Raw genomic sequence first — 21,070 nt, 5'->3', positions numbered from 1 at the left:
TCTAGCCTTCTTCTTCGCGGTCTGTCTGTGACGGGCGCGACAATTGCGCGGTGGATTGAATGTTGGCTGCCGATATCCCCGGGCGTGCGGATTTCAGTTCCTGCGCCTTGATCAGAATGTCACGCGCAATCGGTGCGGCGATGCCTGAACCGGATCCGCCGTGATCAACAACAACCGCGCAGGCATAGCGCGGATTATCAACCGGCGCAAAGGCAACAAACAGCGCATGGTCACGGTATTTCCACGGCAGATCGGCGTTATCAAGAACCCCGGTGGTCTGGCGTTCGCGCATGGTAATGCGGCGGACCTGACTGGTGCCGGTTTTTCCGGCCATCTCCATGCCCTTGATATCAATCCGCGACCGATGTGCCGTGCCGCGCAATTCGTTGGTGACACCATTCATGCCGTCGCGAATACGCGCGAGATGGGCACGGTTGACCTGAAGTTCGGGGAATTCCTCACTCGCCCGGCTGGTGATGCCTTCTGCGGTTACATGATCGCGTGTCAGGTGCGGCTTAACAGCCTTGCCCGATGCAATGCGTGCAACCATGGTCGCCAGTTGCAACGGTGTTGCCAGAACGTATCCCTGACCGATTGACGAAATCAGGGTTTCACCACCCTGCCAGCGTTTGCCGAGCTGGATTTCCTTCCAGTCCTTGGTCGGAATCAGGCCGGAACGTTCATTGGGCAGGTCAATGCCGGTCAATTCGCCAAGGCCCAGTTTATTGGCCATGGCGGCGATGCGGTCGATGCCGATCTTTTGCGATATTTCATAGTAATAAACATCGCAGGAATGTTTCATCGAGTCATGCATATCGACCCAGCCATGCCCGCCACGTTTCCAGCAATGGAACCGTGCATTGCCAAGATCAAGATGACCCGGGCAGAAGAAGCGCTGATTGGCTGTAACCACACCGGCTTCAAGTCCGGCAAGGGCGACACACATCTTGAATGTCGAACCCGGTGCATAGGTACCGGTGACGGCCTTGTTAGACAGTGGTGCGTATTCGTTGTTGACCAGACTGTTCCAAAGTTTGTGCGAAATGCCGTTGGTAAAGGCGTTCGGGTCGTATGTCGGATGCGATGCCATCGCAAGCACTTCGCCGTTATGAATATCAAGCACAACGGCAGATGCGCTTTCCTTGTTTGACAGGCGCTGGTTGGCGTAACGCTGCAATTCAAGATCAAGGGTCATGACAACCGTGTTGCCACTGTCGCCTTCTTCGCGGTCAAGTTCGCGGATGACACGGCCAAGTGCATTGACTTCGACTTGGCTGGTGCCGGCACTGCCGCGAAGTGCCAGATCGTAAACTTTCTCGATCCCGCTTTTGCCAATCCGGAACCCGGGCAGTTCAAGCAATGGATCGCCGGTCAGTTCTTTTTCCGACACGGCCGCCACATAGCCCAAAGTATGCGCCAGATGAGGACCTTCGGGATAATCGCGCGAACGACCGGCATCAATGATCAGGCCGGGTAGGTCCGGGGCATTAACGCCGACGCGTGCAACTTCTTCCCAAGTTAAATTGTCGCGGACCGTAACCGGGACAAAGGATCGTCTGCGCGCGACGTCACGTTCAACCCGTTCAATCGTGTCGGGGCCAAGCTCGATGATCTGACCGAGTATTTCAAGGGTACGCCGAACATCCTGTGCCTGTTCGCGAACGATCATGATGTGATAGTTCTGCCGGTTTACCGCGACCGGAGCACCAAAACGGTCGGTAATCAGGCCGCGCGGTGGCGGCAAAAGGCGATGGGATATCCGGTTTTCATCGGCAAGCACCCGGTAACGGTCGCTTTCCATTACCTGCAGATAGTACATGCGTGCGGCAAGACCGGTCAGCAATATACCCTGCCCCGCGCCGAGCATCAGGGCGCGGCGGGTAAACATGCGATATCTGTCTGAGTCACGGTGCCACATCGGCGTCGTCAAACCTGCTGGTCGGAGTGCCCCGCCGGAATTCCGGAAACTTGCGTGCCCGTTTTATCCTGTGCGGTGCATGTTGAAAACTGTCTTTCAAGCATAGCCGGTAGCTATTGCCAAAACATCAATATTGATCCAGCTGGTGCTGTTCTAGATATGGCGCAGAAGCGTATTTTGCGCCCGTGCCAGAACCCATGCAACAAGCGGGAAAAGTGCCGCAGTCAGTACATAGCTAATCAATGTCGACTTGATCGGCAAGAAGGCCCCGATTAATGCCGAACTCAAAAGCCACTGAACCAGCAGTGCCGGGATCGCGACCAATGCAAAGCCCCACCACATTACGCTGAACGGCTTGTTATGGAAAAAACGACCCTGGCTTGCAGATCCGGTCTGCACGAGCAGCAAGACCAGCGAGCTGACACCAAGGGGCAGGCCTGTCAGCAAATCCTGCAACAGTCCAAGAAAGAATGCCGTCAGCGCGGTTAGCAAATCCGGGCGGTTCACCGACCAGTAGAATACAGCCATCAAAGGCAATGCAGGTGATGCGGTGCTGAGCAATGGCACGCTGATCGGCAGCAGATTAAACAGCAACAGAATGAAAACGCTGAATGCCGGAAATAAGCCTCGCGCAATGACATCCAGCCTGTGCCAGACACCGGGCTTCACGGAAGTCGATCCGTTGGCTGTGCGGGGCCGACCGTTGGCATATTTGCTGCTGCATCGTTCCCGTCATTGGGTACGATGCCAACCCCGTTGGGGATAACGCCATCATTCTGCTGATCACGGCGCATGACCTGATCGCTCAGGATGCCTTGCAGGCCATAATCCGCGACGCGCAGATATTCAAGTTGGTGGCGGCGGAACAGTGGCGCGACACGCACAGCATTTTCCGAAACGGATGAAACGACACCAACCGGAATGCCAGGCGGGAAGGCACCACCATGACCGGATGTCAGAATGCGATCGCCCGGCGCAACCGCCGCATCCGCAGTCAGGAAGGTCAAAAGCGGGCGGTCTGTGTTGTCGCCCGACAGAAACGCACGGTCACGCGAATTTTCAACAATCACCGGGACGCGTGAATTGATGTCTGTAATCAACAGAACGCGTGAAGCCTGATAGCCTGCTTCGGCAACACGTCCGACAAGCCCTTCGTCGGACATAACTGCCTGTCCTTTGATCACGCCATCGCGCGAACCGGCCGATACCATCAGGCTGTGTGCATAGGCACCGCCCATATCGGCAATCACGCGGGTGGTGACAAGGCGCAATGGCGGCGGGCTTGTATAATCGGCAAGGTCGCGCAGGCGGGCATTTTCATGCGCCAGATTACGGGCAACCTGCTGCCACGCCAGCAATTCGCGGTTTTCGCGACGCAGGCGTTCGTTCTGTTCATAGAGATTGAAGATATTGGTCGCCTGTTCCGTCAGCTCGTTGATGCTGGCGGCGGGACGGGAAACAACATTCATGATCGGGGATACAAGATCGGCCGAAGCAGCTCGTATTCTTTCGATCAGAACGGTATCAGCCTTGCCCAGAAGCATAAGGCCAAACGCCGAAACGATCAGAAGGATGAAGGCGAAGCGGTGAAGCGCCGTACGTAACGGCGAAAAGATACGCTGCTGCGGACCGCCATGCTGAGCCACTATATTCCCCGCATTAGATCAGAAAAGTTGTCCCGAAATCCCCGTGGGATATTCAACCTTAACGAAATCACCGAGTCGCGTCCAGTCAGGACATGACCCGGTGAGATGTTTTTTGCCATTTCGCCTTAGTAGGCGGTGTGCAACACGTTTCGAAGCATCTTCTTTTCTTCGAGTGCACGCCCCGTACCAAGCGCAACGCAGGACAGGGGGTCATCGGCAATCGAAACCGGAAGGCCGGTTGCATGGCGCAGGACATAGTCCAGATTGCCAAGCATTGCGCCGCCACCGGTCAGAACGATACCCTTGTCGACGATGTCGGCTGCCAGTTCCGGCGGGGTCTGCTCAAGTGCGACTTTCACCGCCTCGATGATTGCCGAAACAGGTTCTGCAAGGCTTTCTGCGATCTGGCGTTCGGAAATGATCAGTTCCTTCGGAACGCCATTCATCAGATCACGGCCACGGATTTCAACCGTTGCACCATCACCATCGTCCGGTGCGCAGGCCGAACCGATTTCTTTCTTGATGCGTTCTGCAGTGCTTTCACCAACCAGCAGGTTATGGGTGCGACGGATATAGGCGATGATCGCCTCATCCATTTTGTCGCCACCAACACGCACCGAACGGGCATAAACGATACCGCCAAGCGACAGGACCGCGACCTCGGTGGTGCCACCGCCGATGTCGACAACCATGGAGCCGGTTGGCTCGGTGACTGGAAGACCGGCGCCAATGGCGGCTGCCATCGGTTCGTCAATCAGCCAGACCTTGCGGGCGCCGGCACTTTCAGCACTTTCCTGAATGGCACGGCGTTCAACGGCGGTCGAGCCAGACGGAACGCAAATGATGACTTCCGGGCTTGCGAAGTTGCGACGGCCATGCACTTTACGGATAAAGTGTTTGATCATCTCTTCGGCGATGTGGAATTCGGCAATCACGCCATCGCGCAGCGGGCGAATGGCCTGAATGTAACCGGGCGTACGCCCGAGCATCTGCTTAGCTTCTTCCCCGACGGCAAGTACCTGTTTCTTGCCTTTTTCGTCGGTGATGGCTACCACGGATGGTTCGTTAAGGACGATGCCACGCCCTTTGACGTAAACCAGTGTGTTGGCGGTGCCCAAATCCACCGCCATGTCGGAGGATAAAACCCCAAGAAGCTTGGAAAACATTCCTGCCCTATGCCCCGGTTAATAGTAAAATCTTGAATACGAATGTACCGGCTTTGATAGCGTAACGCGCCAGTCGATGCACGAATAATCTGCTCAGGGAATTGAGGAATAATTAAGACGGGTCACAAGACTTGAAATAAGATGCAAAAAGATGATCCGCCATATGGTGTTGGCGTTTTCATTCAAGGTTTATCGCCCTTGAGAATTATTCCAGTTTTACGCAAGAAATCCATGATCAGGGCAGTTGTCTGTGGTTCGGTTTCTACTTTCAGAAATTTGCGAGTCGCTTGTTTTTCAGGTGTTTCATCACTTTGAAGCATCTCAAACATTACCGGTTCGCGATCTGCGCGCAGGTCCCGGTCCATCCGCCACTGGCACCATGCCGGTGGGTTAAGCCGATCCCCCTTTACCGTCACCAGCAATGCGGGAACGAAATTATCCATTTCCGACATGCATTGGGCACGCAGTCCCACCATCGAGACGAAATGGTGATCAAATCGTTTGGCGTGACCATGTCGATAGATTGCAAATTGTGCGGCGGCGGCACCATATCCGTAACCGAAAATCGCAATCCGGTCCGGGTCGATGCCGTTTTGCCCTGCCAGAAAATCAAGCGCGCTTAGGGCATCAAAGGCCCAGTAGGTAACCCCATGCTTCGGATTATCAAGTGTTCCGGCCGTGCAATAGCTTTGCGAAGGGTGGGCTTTTCCGGGCGATATGCGAAGAACGGCAAGGCCTGCATCATGTAGGGCGTCAATCCAGTCTTCCGGAAAGCGATCATCACAATCGGGGACAACAATCACCGCAGCGGTTTTGGTATGTCCGTCCATTGGCGGGTAATAGAGGCCTGGAATATCGAATTGCAGGCTGCTGTCGACTTCGGGAATGGCTTTTCCCGCGTCAATCAAACGCTGCCGCAGTCCGCTTATCGGATAAGGTTGAGATGGTATGTCGATTTTCTGCACATCATTGATCGCAGCGGCTTTTGCGTGTGGCGTCATAGCGACAATCACGACTGCACAAAACACCAATACCGTAATGGCAACAGATCGGTGATGAAACTGAAGAACAGGCTGTACGGTCATGGCTCTGGCCCCTTCGTTCAAGACGCATAATGTATCACAGAATGCGCGGGTTCACAGCAATCATGCCTGCTAAACAGCGGGGGTCTGACGGAAACCAGCCCTGAAACGGAAAAAGGGGCGGCAAATACCACCCCTTTATTCTCAAAATGCAGAATGCCTGATCAGGAAGCCATGGCGTCCGGTGCCGTTTTCTGGCTTTTCTCGATCAGCTTGTTAACAGCGGTGACATAGGCCACGCAGGATGCGACAACGGTGTCGGTATCCGATGCATTGCCAACCACGGTACGGTCTTCACCATCCAGTTTGACGGTAACCGTACCCTGTGCGTCCGTGCCTTCGGTGACAGCATGAACCTGATAGAGTTTCAGCTTCCAGTCATGTGGATAGATTGCCTTTATGGCGTTGAAGGTTGCATCAATCGGGCCATCGCCGGTGGTTTTGGCAGTGCGGGTTTCCCCATTCACATTCAGTTCCAGTTCGGCGGTCTGTGGACCTTTGGAGCCACAGGTGACAGCCAGCGACACGAACTTGATATGTTCGTTATCACGCATGCCATCATCGACCAGTGCGACGATGTCGTCGTCATAGACTTCTTTCTTCTTGTCTGCCAGTTCCTTGAAGCGGGCGAACGCGTCTTCGATGGCATTGTCGCCCAGTTCGGCAAAGCCCAGTTCCTTGAGCTTTTCCTTGAAGGCATGACGGCCGGAATGCTTGCCCATCACCAGACTTGATTTGTTCAGGCCGATGCTTTCCGGTTTCATGATTTCATAGGTTTCGGAATTCTTCAGGAAGCCGTCCTGATGAATACCGCTTTCATGGGCGAAGGCGTTTGCGCCGACAATCGCCTTGTTCGGTTGTACGACGAAGCCCGACACAGCCGACACCAGACGTGATGCGTTCATGATTTTGGTTGAATCGATCCCGGTTTCATACGGGAAGGCATCGTTGCGCGTTTTCAGCGCCATGACGATTTCTTCCAGTGCCGCGTTGCCAGCGCGTTCGCCCAGACCGTTGATCGTGCATTCGATCTGGCGGGCACCAGCATGGACAGCCGCCAGCGAGTTCGCAACCGCCATACCCAGATCGTTGTGGCAGTGAACCGACAGGATGGCCTTGTCGATATTCGGCACACGGTTAAACAGCATGGTCATCAGATCGGCATATTCGGTAGGGGTGGTGTAGCCAACCGTATCGGGGATGTTGATGGTGGTCGCACCGGCATCAATCGCGGCTTCAACGCAACGGCACAGGAAGTCATGCTCGGTGCGCGATCCGTCCTCGGCCGACCATTCAACGTCGTCGGTAAATTTGCGTGCCAGTGTGACACTTTCAATCACCTTTTCCAGAACGCGTTCCGGTTCCATCTGCAATTTGAATTTCATATGCAGGGGGCTTGTGGAAATGAAGGTGTGGATGCGTTTGTTTTCTGCCGGTTCCAGTGCTTCGGCAGCCCGTTCGATGTCGCCTTTGGCCGCACGGGCCAGCGAACAGATGGTCGGGCCCTTGATTTGTTTGGCGATTTCATTGACTGACCGGAAGTCGCCATTCGATGCGATGGCAAAGCCTGCCTCAATGATGTCGACTTTCATTTCTGCCAATGCGTGTGCCACACGCAGTTTTTCATCGAGCGTCATTGATGCACCCGGGGACTGTTCGCCGTCACGCAGGGTGGTGTCAAAAATGATGACGCGATTGTCGTTAGCACTAGCCATTACCGTAATTCCTGATCAAGCGGGACTTTGCCCGAAATTTGAAACGTCAATTTGGAAAGAGTGCGGGCCTTGTGGCGCGACTTGTTCCCCTGAGCTGCGGTAAATGGATTGACCTATTTGGTAATCCGAACCGTCTTCGTACGCTCAGGGGCGGGTAAGTCGTAGCGACCCGAGCGCTGCGAGACCAAGAAGACCGAGAATTAGGTTTAGAGCAGACAGCACAAAGGCACCCGAAGCATCGGCTTCGGTGCGATCGGCAATTGCAGGAATGTTGCAAATGTCTGCGGTCATCGGTCTTCATCAAATGGTATCGAAGTGCCAGGCTGTGCTGGCGACGCACCCAATTTCATCGGACGGCCCGCCAAGGTCAAGTAATTTTTGTATCTTTGATGCGCTTTTAAGGGTGGAAATTAGCGCGACGGTATTGTCGCAGGCCCATATGGCGGCGTGCAGCATAGGATAGAGCTACATTGATCAAATACGAGAATGACAAACCACCCAAGCCAAAGATTGCACTTGAAGTGTTCAGATTCTTGGTTATCTGTTGCTGTATCGATGCGAAATGCCCCAGAAAATTTTCCGATAACGTTTCGTATCAAGTGCCGCCACCAACTTACGGATATACACGATGGTAAGCCTGTCTTTGATCGGGGCCTTTATCCCGACGGCCTTCTTTGTCTCGATCACGCCGGGCATGTGCATGACCCTTGCGCTGACAATGGGAATGACGATTGGCGTGCGCCGTACCGTCTGGATGATGATGGGCGAACTTGTGGGCGTTGGGATTGTCGTGGTGGCCTCGGCCCTTGGTGTTGCAACGGTGATGCTGGAATATCCGGCGGTCTTTGCTGTTTTCAAATATGTGGGTGGTGCCTATCTGGCGTGGCTGGGTATCCAGATGTGGCGTTCGCGCGGACGCATGGCATTTAACGCTGAAATTGACGCCTCCCGCCCCGCGACCCCATTTGCGCTTGCTTCTCAGGGGTTTGTGACGGCAATTGCCAATCCGAAGGGCTGGGCGTTTATGGTGGCTTTATTGCCGCCCTTTATCAGCCTTGAACATGCTATAGCGCCGCAGCTTTCCGTGCTGGTGGCAATCATTCTGGTGACAGAACTGATTTGCATGACGCTTTATGCTTCGGGCGGCCGGTCGTTGCGACACTTTCTGGAAAAAAGCGGCAATGTCCGTATCCTTAATCGGATCGCCGGGACGCTGATGATCGCGGTCGGAATCTGGCTGGCGTCAAGTTAGGGGCCTATTTGTTTGTAAAACCTCTTTAAATCGGATTATCCTGCCTTATATCGTTGTATAAGTTTATTTGCAGGAAGAGCCATTATGCGCGAATTGCGCTGCATCATTTTCGAGGAAAGCGAGCTGATCAAGGCGCTGGTCGGATATCGCCGCCGCACCGGAAAGCCGTTGCCGCCCGGTCAGATCGGGAGGCTCGAAATTGAAAAATCTCCTGAAATTGCCGCACGGCTCAATATCATTGCCGATCATGGTGATCCGATAATTGTCCCGGCAGCAGGTGCAGAACTGGCGGCAGCCCTGATTGCCTATTGCATTGATGTGCGCGTGCCGGTACCGGCATCGTCGAAAAAGTCGATTACCATGATTGATGGGCATGTCGCGCTAAAGATCATGAAGCAATAGGGACGACTTTAACGCCCAAAAGAAAAAGCGCGGCATTGGCTGCGCTTTTGCAATTGAGGGCAGGGCGATCAAGGTCGGATCAGTGTTACCACTGCATCATCTTGCCTTTGAGAGCGCCCATGCGTTCGTCTTCGTTCTTGAAGCTTTGGCCTGCGGCAATCCCGTCCTGCACCTTTGTCATCATCAGCCATTCCTTGACCTTCATGAAACGTGGGGCAAGGAACTGATATGTATCGCGGACCAGACGCACCGCCGGTGCGCCCCGTTCCAGTGCCATCGTATCCCAGCGTTCAAAAAGCGGTTCCCATGCCCGCAGACGGCGATACAGATCATCGCGCTTGTTGCGGATATACTGGCGCTGGGTCGTGAAGTTACGCAGGACTGACATGATTTCGCCGGTATTGGCGTCAATCTCGTCAAAGCTGGTTTCAAACTTTTTCATCGCATCATCAATCAGGCGAATGACCTGTGTGACCGTTTCCAGAACGCCCTTTTCATGTGCATAGATACGGCGCAGTTCCTGCAGCTTCGTGTCGATCTTTTTCACATTGCGGTACTTGTCGCGCAGCGTTTCGACATAAGAAAGTTCCTCGGCGACCTGATGAACCAGATTGACGACTTCCTCGCGGTTTTCGCGGCCGATATTGAGTTTATCGGCGACTTCGTCGAATGCCTGATTGATCTTTTTCTTGGTGCCGGGGTCCTCGGCGATCTGCATCAGCTGTTCGGGATCAGTGATCAGTTCTTCATTCCCGGACATCCAGGTGACAAGCTGCATGGTCAGACGGTTATAGGCGATCGCACGGTGATCTTCATCGACATCCCACGACGCCTCGCCCGTCAGAACTTCGAGCGGCAAATCATCGCCGGGGCGCAGCACATTGACGAAATCCAGTGACTTGTCGACAAGGCCGATCAGTTCACCATCATTTGAATCCGGGTCTATCCCGAATTCCTTGCAAACCGCCTTAAGGGGCAGGGATACAACCGATCCTTCGGCCATTTTCAGCACAAAAAGAGCCTCGTCCGAAAGGTCAGACTTTTGGAAATGGCATTCCTCGAACGATTTAAAGACCTTGTGTTCAAGATCAAGTTTCCGTTCGCGCGTCGGTTTGTTCATTTATTTGCTCCGCCCGGATTGGCACTGCTGGTCTGATTTATCGTCAGCTCCTGCGATAGGGCTGACAGTCAGTTTATTGCAGCAGCCCCCGGGACTGGTAGTGTCCATATTCTCATACCGATAAGGTTGGGAGAACGTATCGATGTTTCCAGTCTCAACCTGACAGATATGTCACATTATCATAATGCAGGTATTTCTGCCTTCCTGTTTGGCTTGATAAAGCGCGCCGTCAGCACGGTCAACAAACTCCAGTATATTCTCGCCAAGCTTATAAGACGTCAAGCCGATTGAAACGGTTAACTTACCGAAATCCTTGCCTGTTTTCTTATTGATAATTCTTTGACCTGAAACATTGTCTCGCAATTTGTTGGCAAGTTTCGTGGCGTTTTCCAATGTCGTGTCGGGCAGGATCACGGCAAATTCTTCGCCACCATAACGCGCAACGGTATCCGCCCCTTTGGTCGAATTGACCAGAACCCTTGCAACAGCCTTCAAAACCCCGTCCCCGGCACGATGGCCGTGATTGTCATTGAAGTTTTTGAAATGATCGATATCGATCATCAAAAGGCTTAACGGGGCGCCGGTTTCCATCGTTGTCGTTACCGCATCACGAAGCGATGCATCAAAATTCTTACGGTTGGCGATCCCGGTCAGGGTATCGGTCAATGCATCACGGCGCACCAGTTCCAGTTCGCTGCGAACCCGGCGAACTTCATTGTGGTACTCGTCAAGGCAACCGTTGAATTCACTGTAACGACCATGGGCATCTCGGGTGGCACTTGAAAGTTCGCGGGTAACATCGCGCGCGACTTCAAGCGTAATATCGTCCGAGCTTAACTGATCGGATGCATTGTCCAGATGCTCGCAGAAGCCTTCGGTTTCACGAAGGACGCTGTGAACAGCTTCTTCTACCCGTTCGACCGCAGCCTGCAATCCTTCGACCCCCATATTCAGTCGCTGTTGCAGGGCATGTGTCCCGAGGAATTTGTGGTAAATCCGGAAAACGGTCTCTTCATCCAGTTCCTGGGTGTTGCGGATCAATACCTTGATCAGTTGGCTCAGTTCGGGAATCTCATCAGTCAGATAGCTGTAAAATACGTGATAAACCTGCGGCGTGGGCTGCAGATTCAACTCGGCGATCAGCGTCATGACATTGTGCGCAATGTCGCGTGGATTGGCGATCTTTGTCGTGGCAGTCAATTTATGTTTTCCGATCCGGTCTTCGGCTTAACCTTTTTACCAACTGCTTATGTCCCAATCCGTCCGGAATTATCCGGTTTGCTCGTTTTTTATATGTTGTGACTGCGTGCTGCTTTTTACACATTTATTTCTATCTTCAACCGAATTGCCTCTGCTTGTCACGAGAAACCGCGTCAACAATTATGACAAAATCGAACATTCGAAATACGAACGGACAGGGACGCCAGAAATCCTAACGGCTACAGGTGGTTGGTTCTTTTGATTGAATATTGATGTTTTATATTCCCGGTTTTGTTGTTCGGGGAAAGTACCTTGTATTTGCGGGTGGCACTTCGTATGGAGCCGTGGCAAGTACCATGTGATTCGCTTTTGGCCTGTCCGTTTGGTTTTGGAAAACTATCTAGGGACTCGGCGCAATAAAATGATTTCTGACATATGTCGGAGCATTGAAAAACAGTCTTTATATGTTCAGTTTTGTGAAAATGTTCACATTTGTCTGTCGCGCCTGATGCAACGGATGGTCCGCTCTGTTGCTTGTTAAATCCGGTATGGCCAGATTGATCCGGCCTGTCTTCTTGCGTGGGGGGCTGAATGGGGATGGTGACTTATCTGCTGTCGGAAAAATGTGGTTCGAATGATGCTGCTTCCGTCTTGAGACAAGTGAAATCCAAGCGTTTTGGCCGGGTTCACTGATCTTGATCAGGTTGCCAGACGGTAGCTTGTCACGACAAGGCAGGTCAAAATTGAAATTCGTTCGAAATCAATGTGCCCCCGGCGCGATCAGGTTGTGCTGAAAGTTGAACGTCGATCAGCAAGCAATATTCGCAAAATACCGGCTAACCATCAGCGTTGAATAAAGAACTTCAAACACGAATTCGTTGCGTGAAGGTCCAAATTCGCGTAAATGTTGAAACGATGCAGTGCATCTTTGGTCTGTGTTGTTGCCTTCTGGTTGAGGGTTCTGACGCTGGTTCAAAGGCGTATTGCAGGGACGTAACTTAAGCATTTTCCGCGCTTGGGAAATGCGATTACCAAAACTAAGGACGACTACGGATATGGCTACCGGAACGGTTAAGTGGTTCAATGCGACCAAGGGTTATGGCTTCATCACCCCGGACGAAGGCGGCAAAGATGCATTCGTGCACATCACCGCTGTTCAGCGCGCTGGTTTGCAGGGACTTGATGAGGGTCAGAAGGTTCAATTCGAGCTGATTGAAGGTCGTAACGGCCGCATGTCGGCAGAAGAACTCTCCATCATGTAATTTGATTTTGGATTGCAGCTTTTGCTGACAACCGTTAACGCGCCGGTCTCCGGCGCGTTATTCGTTTCAGGACCTTTTTACGATAGGATTGCTATCGCACCTGTTTCTCTAATCGCCATCAGGTTAAGCCCCATGACCCGGATCATTTTGCCCGCCCCACCTGAAAAGACCGACGATATTGCGATATCCGGGTGGCGAAAGGCGGTGCGCAAGCAACTTCTGGCGTGGCGGAGTCAAATGGATCCGGCGATTTACGCGGAACGATCAGCTGCCGTTTGCATGGGACTTGCCGATATCCTTGCCGTGCGCCCCAACGCCACAATCGGCTTTTACTGGCCGATACAGAATGAAGTCGACCTGTGTGGTGTGGTCTCCGATCATATTGATCGCGGTGGAAAGGCCGCCTTGCCAATCGTACCGGGCAAGGATCAGCCAATGGTGTTTCATGATTGGGCACCGCAAACAGAAATGGCGCCTGGCTTTGCCCGAATTCCTGAGCCGGTTGGAACGGCGGTCGTGCCCGTCCATGTCATGATCGCGCCATTGGTCGGGTTCGATGGCCATGGTTATCGTTTGGGATATGGCGGCGGTTTTTTTGATCGAACACTTGCCGCAATGGTCGTTCGTCCTCTTGTCATCGGTGTCGGATTTGAAGCGACGCGCATCGCTGACATCTTTCCGCACGAATATGACATTCCGGTCGATATCATTCTGACCGAGGCGGGCATGCGGCCAGTGAGCGAAAAGGCCACCAGCGATATCAACAGGGCGGAAGGATCATCGCCGCCCTGTTTCCTGTCATCCTGATCGGGTTATTCGGCGGCCCTGATTTTGTGGCGGCCGGTCCGAACCGGAACAATATCTTTGTCTTTGCGCGTTGCCAGAAAGTTCGGGCGTGGCTTCGTGCCGCCAAACGGCGCAACCAACCTGTTTGACATCGCATTATAAACGAAAAACAGGTTCGACCGCGGGTAGGGGGTGATGTTGTTGCCCGACCCGTGCAGCGTATTACAGTCGAAAATCAGAATCGATCCGGCGGGGCCGACAGGTGCGACAATCCCGCACTCATCAACCATTTCCGAGAGGTTTTTCTGATCAGGAGTGCCGATTTTCTGTATCTTGAGCGAGTTTTTGTAGTTCTGATCGGGAGTTTCTCCGACGCAGGAAATGAACTTTTTATGCGATCCCGGGATCAACATTAACGGGCCATTATGGGCCGAGTTATCCGTCAAAGTGATCGACATCGAAAGGGCACGCATGCGGGGCATGCCGTCTTCGGTGTGCCAGGTTTCAAAATCCGAATGCCAGAAGAATTCCTTGCCCTTGAAGGCAGGTTTGAAATTGACCCGTGATTGATGAATGTAAACATCGTCATCAAGGAAATGTTCGGCAATCGCAACCAGCCGGTCATCGGATATCAGGCGCTCGAACACGTCACTTTTATCATGGACGCGGAAAACGCTGCGCACTTCATCGCTGCCCGGTTCCGAAATGACCTCTTCGTCGGTCGGGTCGGAATTTTCGACCAGCCCGGTCTCGCGGCGGAGCTTGGCGATTTCGCCATCGCTGAAAACATTTTTCAGAAACAGAAAGCCGTTCTTTTCATAAAACTTCTCATCCTCGGCCGTGATCATCGGGCAATGGCCATGATCGGACCAGATTACCGGATCAACACGATCGATGACGGTTGGATGGGAAGCGCTTCGGGATCGGTACATATCGGTAAGCATCTCATGCTCCTTTGTTGCCAAATGTGCATTCGTTGCCTGTGATTTGTCACAGATCGTGATAGCCCCAACGTGCCACATGGGCGACAGGTTCCAAAAAAGCGTGGAATATCTTTTCTCTGCGTTCCCGGTTTTCCTGCCTGACAGGAAAAGAACTGTTGCACCACATAAGACAATCATAGCCTTGTGCGGCAAAAAAAATTGTGGTTCGGGATATGCAGATCAGAAAGATGGCTGGGGAACCTGGACTCGAACCAGGACTAGCGGAGTCAGAGTCCGCGGGTCTACCATTAACCTATTCCCCAGCAGGGGTTTTTGGTGCGGTTTACTGTTCGGTACATATTTGTACGAGCGAACCTCACCAAAGCTTGCAAAGTAAGCAAAGGCTGGCTGGGGAACCTGGATTCGAACCAGGACTGACGGAGTCAGAGTCCGTAGGTCTACCGTTAACCTATTCCCCAACAGAGCCTTGAACGCCGTGTGGCGTGGGCCGCTATTTATTAAACCGATGGCACTTTGGCAAGACCTTTTTTGCCCGTTACGTCTTTGGGCACGGGGGTGAAGTCGCTGCTCCATGAGTTAAATGCATACGGGATTTGCCTTGTGCAACATTGTCGGTAAACTCATATGTGTGATTCGCAGGAACGTCATATAATTGTCGTGTTGATGCGATCAAAGAATTTGTAACCGACAAGCAAGGCAGATCAGAGCAGGTGAAACAGGTATCTCCCCATAGCGACACGCACAGGGTCATCCGCCCTGAAGGCGGTGCTGCCATGGCTGGAAGTGCCGTGATGGATGCGCCGTGCGTTGCGCCATCATCGAGTTTGCCTGCCGACAGCCTTGTTGTGGATCGCCCGCTGCCCCCCACGACCAGTCATCCCCCGCTTTATGCCGCGATTGATCTGGGCAGTTCGAATTGCCGTCTGCTGGTCGCGCGCCCTTGCAAAGACGGGTTCAAGGTGATTGATGCGTTTTCGCGCGTTGTGCGTCTTGGCGAAGGTGTGCGTGAAAAAGGTTATCTTTGTCAGGCGGCAATGGATCGTGCGATTGACGCGTTAAAGGTCTGTTCGAAAAAACTGCGCAAGCATCCCGGTGCAAAACTGCATGCGGTGGCGACAGAAGCCTGCCGAACGGCCAAAAATCGCGATGAATTTGTCCGGAAGGTCTTTGACGAAACTGGTATTGAACTTAAAATCATCAATCCGGACGAAGAAAGCCGTTTGGCACTTCAGGCCTGTTCTGCCTTGCTTGACGAGCGCCCCTATGCGGTGGTGTTTGACATTGGTGGTGGCAGCACGGAAATCTGCTGGATCAAGGTCGACAATATGGGCCAGACCCAGTGCATTGAAACGCTTTCGATGCCCTGCGGGGTTCTGTGCCTGACCGAACGTTATGCCGGGATCGAACAGCGCCGCGAACGGTTCGAAGCAATGCGCACTGAAATTCGCGACCGCCTGCGCGATTTCGCCAGCCGCAATTGCTGTTCGGACATTCTTGACGATGGCAAGGTGCAGATGGTTGGTACGTCGGGCACCGTGACCACATTCTGCGGTATTGCTCTTGGCCTTGAACGGTACGAACGTCACAAGGTCGATGGATCGGATTTGCGGTTCGATGATGCGGAACGCGTTACCGAATTGCTGCTGCGCATGGAAGCCGACAAACGCAAAGGCCATCCCTGCATCGGGAACCAGCGGGCAGAACTGATGGATGCGGGGGCGGCGATCTTTGCCGCGATTCGCGATATCTGGCCGCTGGCGACGCTAAAAGTTGCCGATCGTGGCCTTCGCGAGGGAATATTGGTCGATTTGATGCGCGCAGACGGTCATGCTATTGACCCGTGCGATGCGCGACGTCATACAGTGTCCCATATTTCGGCCAATCCATGATCGGCGTCGCGCCATCGGATCGTACTGGCCTTTAACACGTTTCAGTTCAGGTAAAGAACATGACCGACAATAGCAGCGGAAAAGGCGGGACGCGCCGCCGCAAGGGTTCAGCCATTGCCGCGATCGATACCGGCGCCCGGCGCGGGCTGCGGACGCGCGTCAAAAGTGCCAAGGGACGCAAGATTTCCTCGACCCGCTGGCTCGACCGGCAGCTGAACGATCCTTACGTGCAGGAAGCCAAGCGCCTTGGCTATCGGTCGCGCGCGGCCTTCAAGCTGATTGAAATCAACAACCAGTTTGATCTGCTGCGTCCGGGCATGCGCATTGTCGACCTTGGCGCTGCACCGGGCGGCTGGACGCAGGTTGCGGTTGACATGGTCGGTTCAAAACAGGGACGTGGTCAGGTCGTGGGGCTTGATATTCTGGAATGGGAAGGTCTTTCCGGTGCAACCTGTTTGCAGGCCGACTTCCTTGATCCGGCGGCGCCTGACATGATCAAGCAGGCTCTTGACGGGCCGGTTGATGCCGTGATTTCCGATATGTCGCCCGAAACCACCGGCCATCGGCAGACCGACCATATCCGTATTATCGATCTGGTCGAACATGCCCTGCTGTTTGCCGAGGAGGTCCTTGCACCGGGAGGGATTTTCATCGCCAAGGTGTTCAAGGGCGGTACGGAAAATGATCTTTTGAACCGGGTCAAAAAGAACTTCCGTGTATCCAAACATGCCAAACCACCGGCGTCACGCCCCGAAAGCCCGGAAGCCTATCTGATCGCCACGGGCTTCCGCGGGCAGAACAATGCCGCCGATGACATTGCCAATGCAGAGTTGCGCGAAGACGATGGCTGGTCGCCGGTCAGCTAAGCCTTTGAAAAGCCAAAATCCAAAGCGCGCCAAATGATCGGCGCGCTTTTTTATTTGCAAAAATTCGGTTTCATCCCGTTTAGGTTGTGCCGAGGAGAAAATATTCCGCAAACCGATTGCGCTAAGTCAAGAAGTTGCGATCTGGCATCCTCTATACATTGGTTTAGCAAATAGTCTCCGCACCGGATGAAATTGACGCAGAATTGCGCGACCCGGGCGGGGTTTCGCTATGTCAGGATCGGTTGTGGGACCATTGATCCGTGAACGGGGTGCAATTGATGAAACAGGATCAGCTTTTTCTGACCGGTGTTGAACGTCATTTTGGTGATGATGAAATCATTGTCAGCAAGACCGACACCAAAGGGCGTATTACCTACGCAAATGACGTCTTTCTGCGGGTAGCAGGATATCGTGAAAAGGATATTCTAGGCCAACCGCACAGTATTATCCGCCATCCCGATATGCCACGCTGCGTGTTCGCCTTGCTGTGGGACACAATTTCCAAGGGCCGCGAGATTTTTGCCTATGTGATCAATCGCTCGGCAAACGGGGATCATTACTGGGTGCTGGCCAATGTCACGCCGACCTTCGGGCCAAACGGCAACATCATTGGCTATCATTCAAACCGCCGGGTTCCGCGCCGCGACGCGGTCGAACAGGTTATTCCGCTTTATGCCGATCTTCGTGCCGAAGAAGAACGCGAACGCAATCGCAAGGACGGTATGGCGCGCAGCACGCAAAAACTTGGCAATCTCCTGGGGCAGGCAGGCATCGACTATGATCAGTTTGTTTTCACTCTCTAATCTGCGACGGATTTTGATTTCCGGCCTAGTGCTGGCCTTTGGGTTGATCGGCAGCCTTCTGTTGGCACCAACCCATGCACCGCTTGTTTCCACGATTGCGATTGCCGGTCTTCTGGTTCTGGCTTTGATTGGCACGATTGCCATTACCCGCCACAAGCGGATCATTGACGAATTGCACGATATCGTCCATGACGCTGCCGATGGAAAAATGGGTGTCAGGGTCAATAATCGTCAAACGCAGGGCTATCTTGCGCCCCTGCAAAATGCGGTGAACCAGCTGCTTGATCTGACCGAGGCCTTCGCCAAGGAAGCCGCAGGCGCCATGGGTCACGCGTCGCGCGGATCCTATTATCGTAAAATCCTGCCAAGGGGACTGCGCGGTGATCTGATCGGCTATGCCGGAACGGTCAATGCGGCCCTTGATGCCATGCATGAAAAGACCAGGAGCTTCAGCTATAGCGCCGGTCGCATCGGTGATGATATCCAATCGGTGGTTGGTTCGGTTTCGAACAGCGCAAAACAGCTAAGCGACAGTTCTGATTTCCTGTCCCGGCAGGTCCGCCGCATTGCCGAGCAGGCCAACGATATGCGCGTTGCTGCTGACGACAGTACTGACGCCCTGAACGGCATCGCGGTTGCCACCGAACAATTCAGCGCATCCATCCGTCAGATCGGCGCACAGATCAATGGTTCTGCCGAACTGGCCGAGGCGGCGGTCAGTCGGGCCCGCGTTGCCGATGATCACATCACGCGCCTTGATGACATGGCGCTTCGTGTGACCAAGGTGGTTGAACTGATCACCGATGTTGCCGATCAGACTAATCTTCTGGCCCTGAACGCCACGATCGAGGCCGCCCGTGCTGGGGAAGCAGGCAAGGGGTTTGCCGTAGTCGCGACCGAGGTCAAAAACCTGGCGTCCCAGACATCGCGTGCAGCTGAACAAGTGATCGGCGAAATCGGTGAAATGCAGGCAATGACCCGCGAGGCGGTTTCATCTGTGCGCGAGATCAATGAAAAGATCAGCGAGATTGATAGTGGTGCTCGTCTGGTTGCCGAGGCCGCCCGCGAACAGACCGAAGTTGTCGGTGCCATCAGTGACCGGATCGATCAGGCGGTTCGACGGATGCAAACCATTGCGGCCATCCTCGCCGACGTCGCCAGCGGCACGACCGAGTCCGGCTCTGTCGTCCTGCAACTCCATAGCGAGGCGACAAATCTTCTGGGGCAGGCCGATTCACTTGATGGTGATGTGCGCCGGTTTATCGACAAGGTGCTCAACGTTCCGGATGCTGCGACCGCGTGAAACAGGGGGCGGGCAGCTTTCGCGATTGCGGCAAACGCTTGGTCTGCCTGGCAAAATTCGGGGGTGATCCGGGCATGAAAAAGGGGCTGCGCCAGATAGCAGCCCCATCTACCAGTTTCTAACGGAACTGCCCGGATAATGCAGCAATAAAATAACAGGGCTGCTATGGGCGCAGAAAACTTGGCATAAAGGCCATAACGTGTATAAGTTCCGCGCCAACTCAGATTAACGAGGTGGCCCCATATGACCCGCATTGCAGAAGCCCTGACGTTTGACGACGTTTTGATCAAACCCGCCGCCAGCGAAGTGCTGCCGGCACAGGTGCAGACCAACACCCGCATTACCAAAAATATCGACCTGCGCATTCCGCTTCTGTCGTCCGCAATGGACACAGTGACGGAAAGCCCGATGGCGATTGTTATGGCACAGCATGGCGGCATGGGGGTCATTCACAAGAACCTCGATATCGCACAGCAGGCCGAACAAGTTCGCCGCGTAAAGAAATTTGAATCCGGTATGGTCGTCAACCCGATCACCATTCACCCGGATCAGACGCTCGCCGATGCGCTTGACCTGATGGACCTTAACCACATTTCCGGTATTCCGGTCGTCGAACGCGCCAGCAACAAGCTGGTCGGCATTCTGACCAACCGCGATGTGCGTTTTGCATCCAACCGTTCCCAGCCGGTTTCCGAACTGATGACCCACGAAAATCTGGTCACGGTGACGGAAAACGTCGAAACCGAAGAGGCCAAGAAACTTCTGCATCAGCACCGCATTGAAAAGCTTCTGGTGGTTGACGAAGCCTATCGCTGCACCGGGCTGATCACGGTCAAGGATATCGAAAAAGCCAAACTTCACCCGAATGCCTGCAAGGACGAAAGCGGTCGCCTGCGTGTTGCTGCGGCAACCGGTGTCGGCGAAAGCGGCTTTGAACGCGCAATGGCGCTGGTCGAGGCCGGTGTTGACGTGCTGGTCATCGATACCGCACATGGCCATTCGGCCGGTGTGATCAAGGCAGTCGAATATATCAAATCAAAGATCGGCAATACCCAGATCATCGCCGGTAACGTTGCCACCCCCGAAGCCGTCAAGGCACTGGCCGAAGCCGGTGCGGATGCGGTCAAGGTCGGCATCGGTCCGGGTTCGATCTGTACCACTCGTATTGTTGCCGGTGTCGGTGTCCCGCAATTGACGGCAATTCTTGAATGCGCGGAAATAGGTCACAAGCTTGACGTTCCGATCATCGCCGATGGCGGCATCAAGTTTTCGGGTGACATTGCCAAGGCAATGGCTGCGGGTGCCAGCACCTGCATGGTTGGCTCGCTTCTGGCCGGTACCGACGAAGCCCCGGGTGAGGTCATCCTTTATCAGGGCCGTTCGTACAAATCCTATCGCGGGATGGGCTCGGTCGGTGCCATGGCACGCGGGTCGGCAGACCGTTACTTCCAGCAGGACGTTCAGGATAACCTGAAACTCGTCCCCGAAGGCATCGAAGGCCGCGTCCCGTATAAAGGTCCGGCCGGTCAGATCATCCATCAGATGGTTGGCGGGCTCAAGGCATCGATGGGCTATACCGGTTCGGCAACGCTTGCCGACTTCCGCGAACGGGCCCAGTTCGTCCGCATCACCAATGCGGGCCTTCGCGAAAGCCATGCCCATGACGTAACCATTACCCGCGAGGCCCCGAATTACCGTCCTGGTAACTAATCGGGG

Annotated in this window: 18 protein-coding genes and 2 tRNA genes; 9 read left to right on the top strand and 11 right to left on the bottom strand. The window is 54.0% G+C overall.

Annotation, left to right across the window (positions count from 1 at the left end; all coding sequences use genetic code 11):
• Window position 1 precedes the first annotated feature (1 nt).
• The 6 genes from mrdA to TH468_RS00435 form a co-directional block, all read right to left on the bottom strand.
• A complete protein-coding gene (mrdA, locus tag TH468_RS00460; protein ID WP_139834596.1) occupies window positions 2–1,888 on the bottom strand; it encodes a penicillin-binding protein 2 in 1,887 nt (628 codons plus the stop codon).
• 183 nt (window positions 1,889–2,071) lie between these two features.
• Window positions 2,072–2,587 carry a rod shape-determining protein MreD gene (gene mreD / locus TH468_RS00455; protein WP_085641756.1) on the bottom strand — a complete coding sequence of 172 codons (516 nt, stop codon included), beginning with the start codon at window positions 2,585–2,587 and terminating at the stop codon, window positions 2,072–2,074.
• On the bottom strand, window positions 2,584–3,564 hold the full coding sequence (mreC, locus tag TH468_RS00450) for a rod shape-determining protein MreC (protein WP_085641755.1): 981 nt from the start codon (window positions 3,562–3,564) through the stop codon (window positions 2,584–2,586). The genes mreD and mreC overlap by 4 nt, the downstream gene beginning before the upstream one ends.
• 125 nt (window positions 3,565–3,689) lie before the next feature.
• Window positions 3,690–4,730 (bottom strand): rod shape-determining protein, encoded by a 1,041-nt coding sequence (locus tag TH468_RS00445; protein ID WP_007090779.1) that lies wholly within the window; start codon window positions 4,728–4,730, stop codon window positions 3,690–3,692.
• 182 nt (window positions 4,731–4,912) lie between these two features.
• The gene (locus tag TH468_RS00440) at window positions 4,913–5,815 is read right to left on the bottom strand and encodes a S9 family peptidase (protein ID WP_085641754.1); all 903 of its coding nucleotides are present in this window, start codon (window positions 5,813–5,815) and stop codon (window positions 4,913–4,915) included.
• 161 nt (window positions 5,816–5,976) lie between these two features.
• Entirely contained in the window at window positions 5,977–7,527 is a 1,551-nt protein-coding gene (locus TH468_RS00435; protein ID WP_007090781.1) for a 2-isopropylmalate synthase, read from the bottom strand.
• A gap of 628 nt (window positions 7,528–8,155) precedes the next feature.
• On the opposite strand from TH468_RS00435, the gene TH468_RS00430 reads away from it, so the two are divergent.
• Window positions 8,156–8,779 (top strand): LysE family translocator, encoded by a 624-nt coding sequence (locus tag TH468_RS00430; protein ID WP_085641753.1) that lies wholly within the window; start codon window positions 8,156–8,158, stop codon window positions 8,777–8,779.
• Between the two features lie 84 nt (window positions 8,780–8,863).
• The gene (locus TH468_RS00425; protein ID WP_007090783.1) at window positions 8,864–9,181 is read left to right on the top strand and encodes a hypothetical protein; all 318 of its coding nucleotides are present in this window, start codon (window positions 8,864–8,866) and stop codon (window positions 9,179–9,181) included.
• 85 nt (window positions 9,182–9,266) lie between these two features.
• Here the strand turns inward: TH468_RS00425 and TH468_RS00420 are convergent, their stop codons facing one another.
• Together TH468_RS00420 and TH468_RS00415 are read right to left on the bottom strand one after the other, a co-directional pair.
• Window positions 9,267–10,301 carry a hypothetical protein gene (locus TH468_RS00420; protein ID WP_007090784.1) on the bottom strand — a complete coding sequence of 345 codons (1,035 nt, stop codon included), beginning with the start codon at window positions 10,299–10,301 and terminating at the stop codon, window positions 9,267–9,269.
• A gap of 171 nt (window positions 10,302–10,472) precedes the next feature.
• Window positions 10,473–11,501: a GGDEF domain-containing protein gene (locus TH468_RS00415; protein WP_085641752.1), complete on the bottom strand. Its 1,029-nt coding sequence runs from the start codon at window positions 11,499–11,501 to the stop codon at window positions 10,473–10,475.
• Window positions 11,502–12,556: 1,055 nt separating this feature from the next.
• On the opposite strand from TH468_RS00415, the gene TH468_RS00410 reads away from it, so the two are divergent.
• A complete protein-coding gene (locus TH468_RS00410) occupies window positions 12,557–12,763 on the top strand; it encodes a cold-shock protein (protein ID WP_007090786.1) in 207 nt (68 codons plus the stop codon).
• 132 nt (window positions 12,764–12,895) lie between these two features.
• Complete coding sequence (locus tag TH468_RS00405; protein WP_085641751.1) at window positions 12,896–13,570, top strand: 5-formyltetrahydrofolate cyclo-ligase; 675 nt, start codon at window positions 12,896–12,898, stop codon at window positions 13,568–13,570.
• Between the two features lie 5 nt (window positions 13,571–13,575).
• Here the strand turns inward: TH468_RS00405 and thpD are convergent, their stop codons facing one another.
• The 3 genes from thpD to TH468_RS00390 all read right to left on the bottom strand — a co-directional run bounded on the left by thpD (window position 13,576) and on the right by TH468_RS00390 (window position 14,951).
• Entirely contained in the window at window positions 13,576–14,493 is a 918-nt protein-coding gene (thpD, locus tag TH468_RS00400; protein WP_085642394.1) for an ectoine hydroxylase, read from the bottom strand.
• A gap of 228 nt (window positions 14,494–14,721) precedes the next feature.
• A tRNA-Gln gene (locus TH468_RS00395) sits at window positions 14,722–14,795 on the bottom strand.
• An 82-nt stretch (window positions 14,796–14,877) separates the two neighbouring features.
• A tRNA-Gln gene (locus TH468_RS00390) sits at window positions 14,878–14,951 on the bottom strand.
• A 252-nt stretch (window positions 14,952–15,203) separates the two neighbouring features.
• Between TH468_RS00390 and TH468_RS00385 the strand changes: the two genes are divergently transcribed.
• From TH468_RS00385 to guaB, 5 genes are all read left to right on the top strand, one after another.
• On the top strand, window positions 15,204–16,382 hold the full coding sequence (locus tag TH468_RS00385; RefSeq protein WP_246832171.1) for a Ppx/GppA phosphatase family protein: 1,179 nt from the start codon (window positions 15,204–15,206) through the stop codon (window positions 16,380–16,382).
• Between the two features lie 59 nt (window positions 16,383–16,441).
• The gene (locus TH468_RS00380) at window positions 16,442–17,248 is read left to right on the top strand and encodes an RlmE family RNA methyltransferase (RefSeq protein ID WP_085641749.1); all 807 of its coding nucleotides are present in this window, start codon (window positions 16,442–16,444) and stop codon (window positions 17,246–17,248) included.
• A gap of 278 nt (window positions 17,249–17,526) precedes the next feature.
• Complete coding sequence (locus TH468_RS00375; RefSeq protein ID WP_085641748.1) at window positions 17,527–18,051, top strand: PAS domain-containing protein; 525 nt, start codon at window positions 17,527–17,529, stop codon at window positions 18,049–18,051.
• Complete coding sequence (locus TH468_RS00370) at window positions 18,026–19,354, top strand: methyl-accepting chemotaxis protein (RefSeq protein ID WP_085641747.1); 1,329 nt, start codon at window positions 18,026–18,028, stop codon at window positions 19,352–19,354. Before TH468_RS00375 ends, TH468_RS00370 begins: the two co-directional genes overlap by 26 nt.
• Window positions 19,355–19,597: 243 nt before the next feature.
• A complete protein-coding gene (guaB, locus tag TH468_RS00365; protein WP_085641746.1) occupies window positions 19,598–21,064 on the top strand; it encodes an IMP dehydrogenase in 1,467 nt (488 codons plus the stop codon).
• The last annotated feature ends 6 nt before the right edge of the window (window positions 21,065–21,070 follow it).

This window comes from Thalassospira sp. MCCC 1A03138 (genome assembly GCF_002115785.1).
Classification (GTDB): domain Bacteria; phylum Pseudomonadota; class Alphaproteobacteria; order Rhodospirillales; family Thalassospiraceae; genus Thalassospira.
The sequence above is the reverse complement of the archived record's forward strand: the minus strand, read 5'-3'. Positions and strand labels throughout refer to the sequence as shown.

Bases quoted from the DNA above. Each gene is read 5' to 3' on its own strand.
- TH468_RS00425 (WP_007090783.1), top strand. From the start codon at position 8,864: ATGCGCGAATTGCGCTGCATCATTTTCGAGGAAAGCGAGCTGATCAAG.
- TH468_RS00375 (WP_085641748.1), top strand. From the start codon at position 17,527: ATGAAACAGGATCAGCTTTTTCTGACCGGTGTTGAACGTCATTTTGGT.
- TH468_RS00445 (WP_007090779.1), bottom strand. From the start codon at position 4,730: ATGTTTTCCAAGCTTCTTGGGGTTTTATCCTCCGACATGGCGGTGGAT.
- TH468_RS00405 (WP_085641751.1), top strand. From the start codon at position 12,896: ATGACCCGGATCATTTTGCCCGCCCCACCTGAAAAGACCGACGATATT.
- TH468_RS00435 (WP_007090781.1), bottom strand. From the start codon at position 7,527: ATGGCTAGTGCTAACGACAATCGCGTCATCATTTTTGACACCACCCTG.
- TH468_RS00370 (WP_085641747.1), top strand. From the start codon at position 18,026: ATGATCAGTTTGTTTTCACTCTCTAATCTGCGACGGATTTTGATTTCC.
- guaB (WP_085641746.1), top strand. From the start codon at position 19,598: ATGACCCGCATTGCAGAAGCCCTGACGTTTGACGACGTTTTGATCAAA.
- thpD (WP_085642394.1), bottom strand. From the start codon at position 14,493: ATGCTTACCGATATGTACCGATCCCGAAGCGCTTCCCATCCAACCGTC.
- TH468_RS00420 (WP_007090784.1), bottom strand. From the start codon at position 10,301: ATGAACAAACCGACGCGCGAACGGAAACTTGATCTTGAACACAAGGTC.
- TH468_RS00410 (WP_007090786.1), top strand. From the start codon at position 12,557: ATGGCTACCGGAACGGTTAAGTGGTTCAATGCGACCAAGGGTTATGGC.
- TH468_RS00430 (WP_085641753.1), top strand. From the start codon at position 8,156: ATGGTAAGCCTGTCTTTGATCGGGGCCTTTATCCCGACGGCCTTCTTT.
- TH468_RS00380 (WP_085641749.1), top strand. From the start codon at position 16,442: ATGACCGACAATAGCAGCGGAAAAGGCGGGACGCGCCGCCGCAAGGGT.
- TH468_RS00440 (WP_085641754.1), bottom strand. From the start codon at position 5,815: ATGACCGTACAGCCTGTTCTTCAGTTTCATCACCGATCTGTTGCCATT.
- mrdA (WP_139834596.1), bottom strand. From the start codon at position 1,888: ATGTTTACCCGCCGCGCCCTGATGCTCGGCGCGGGGCAGGGTATATTG.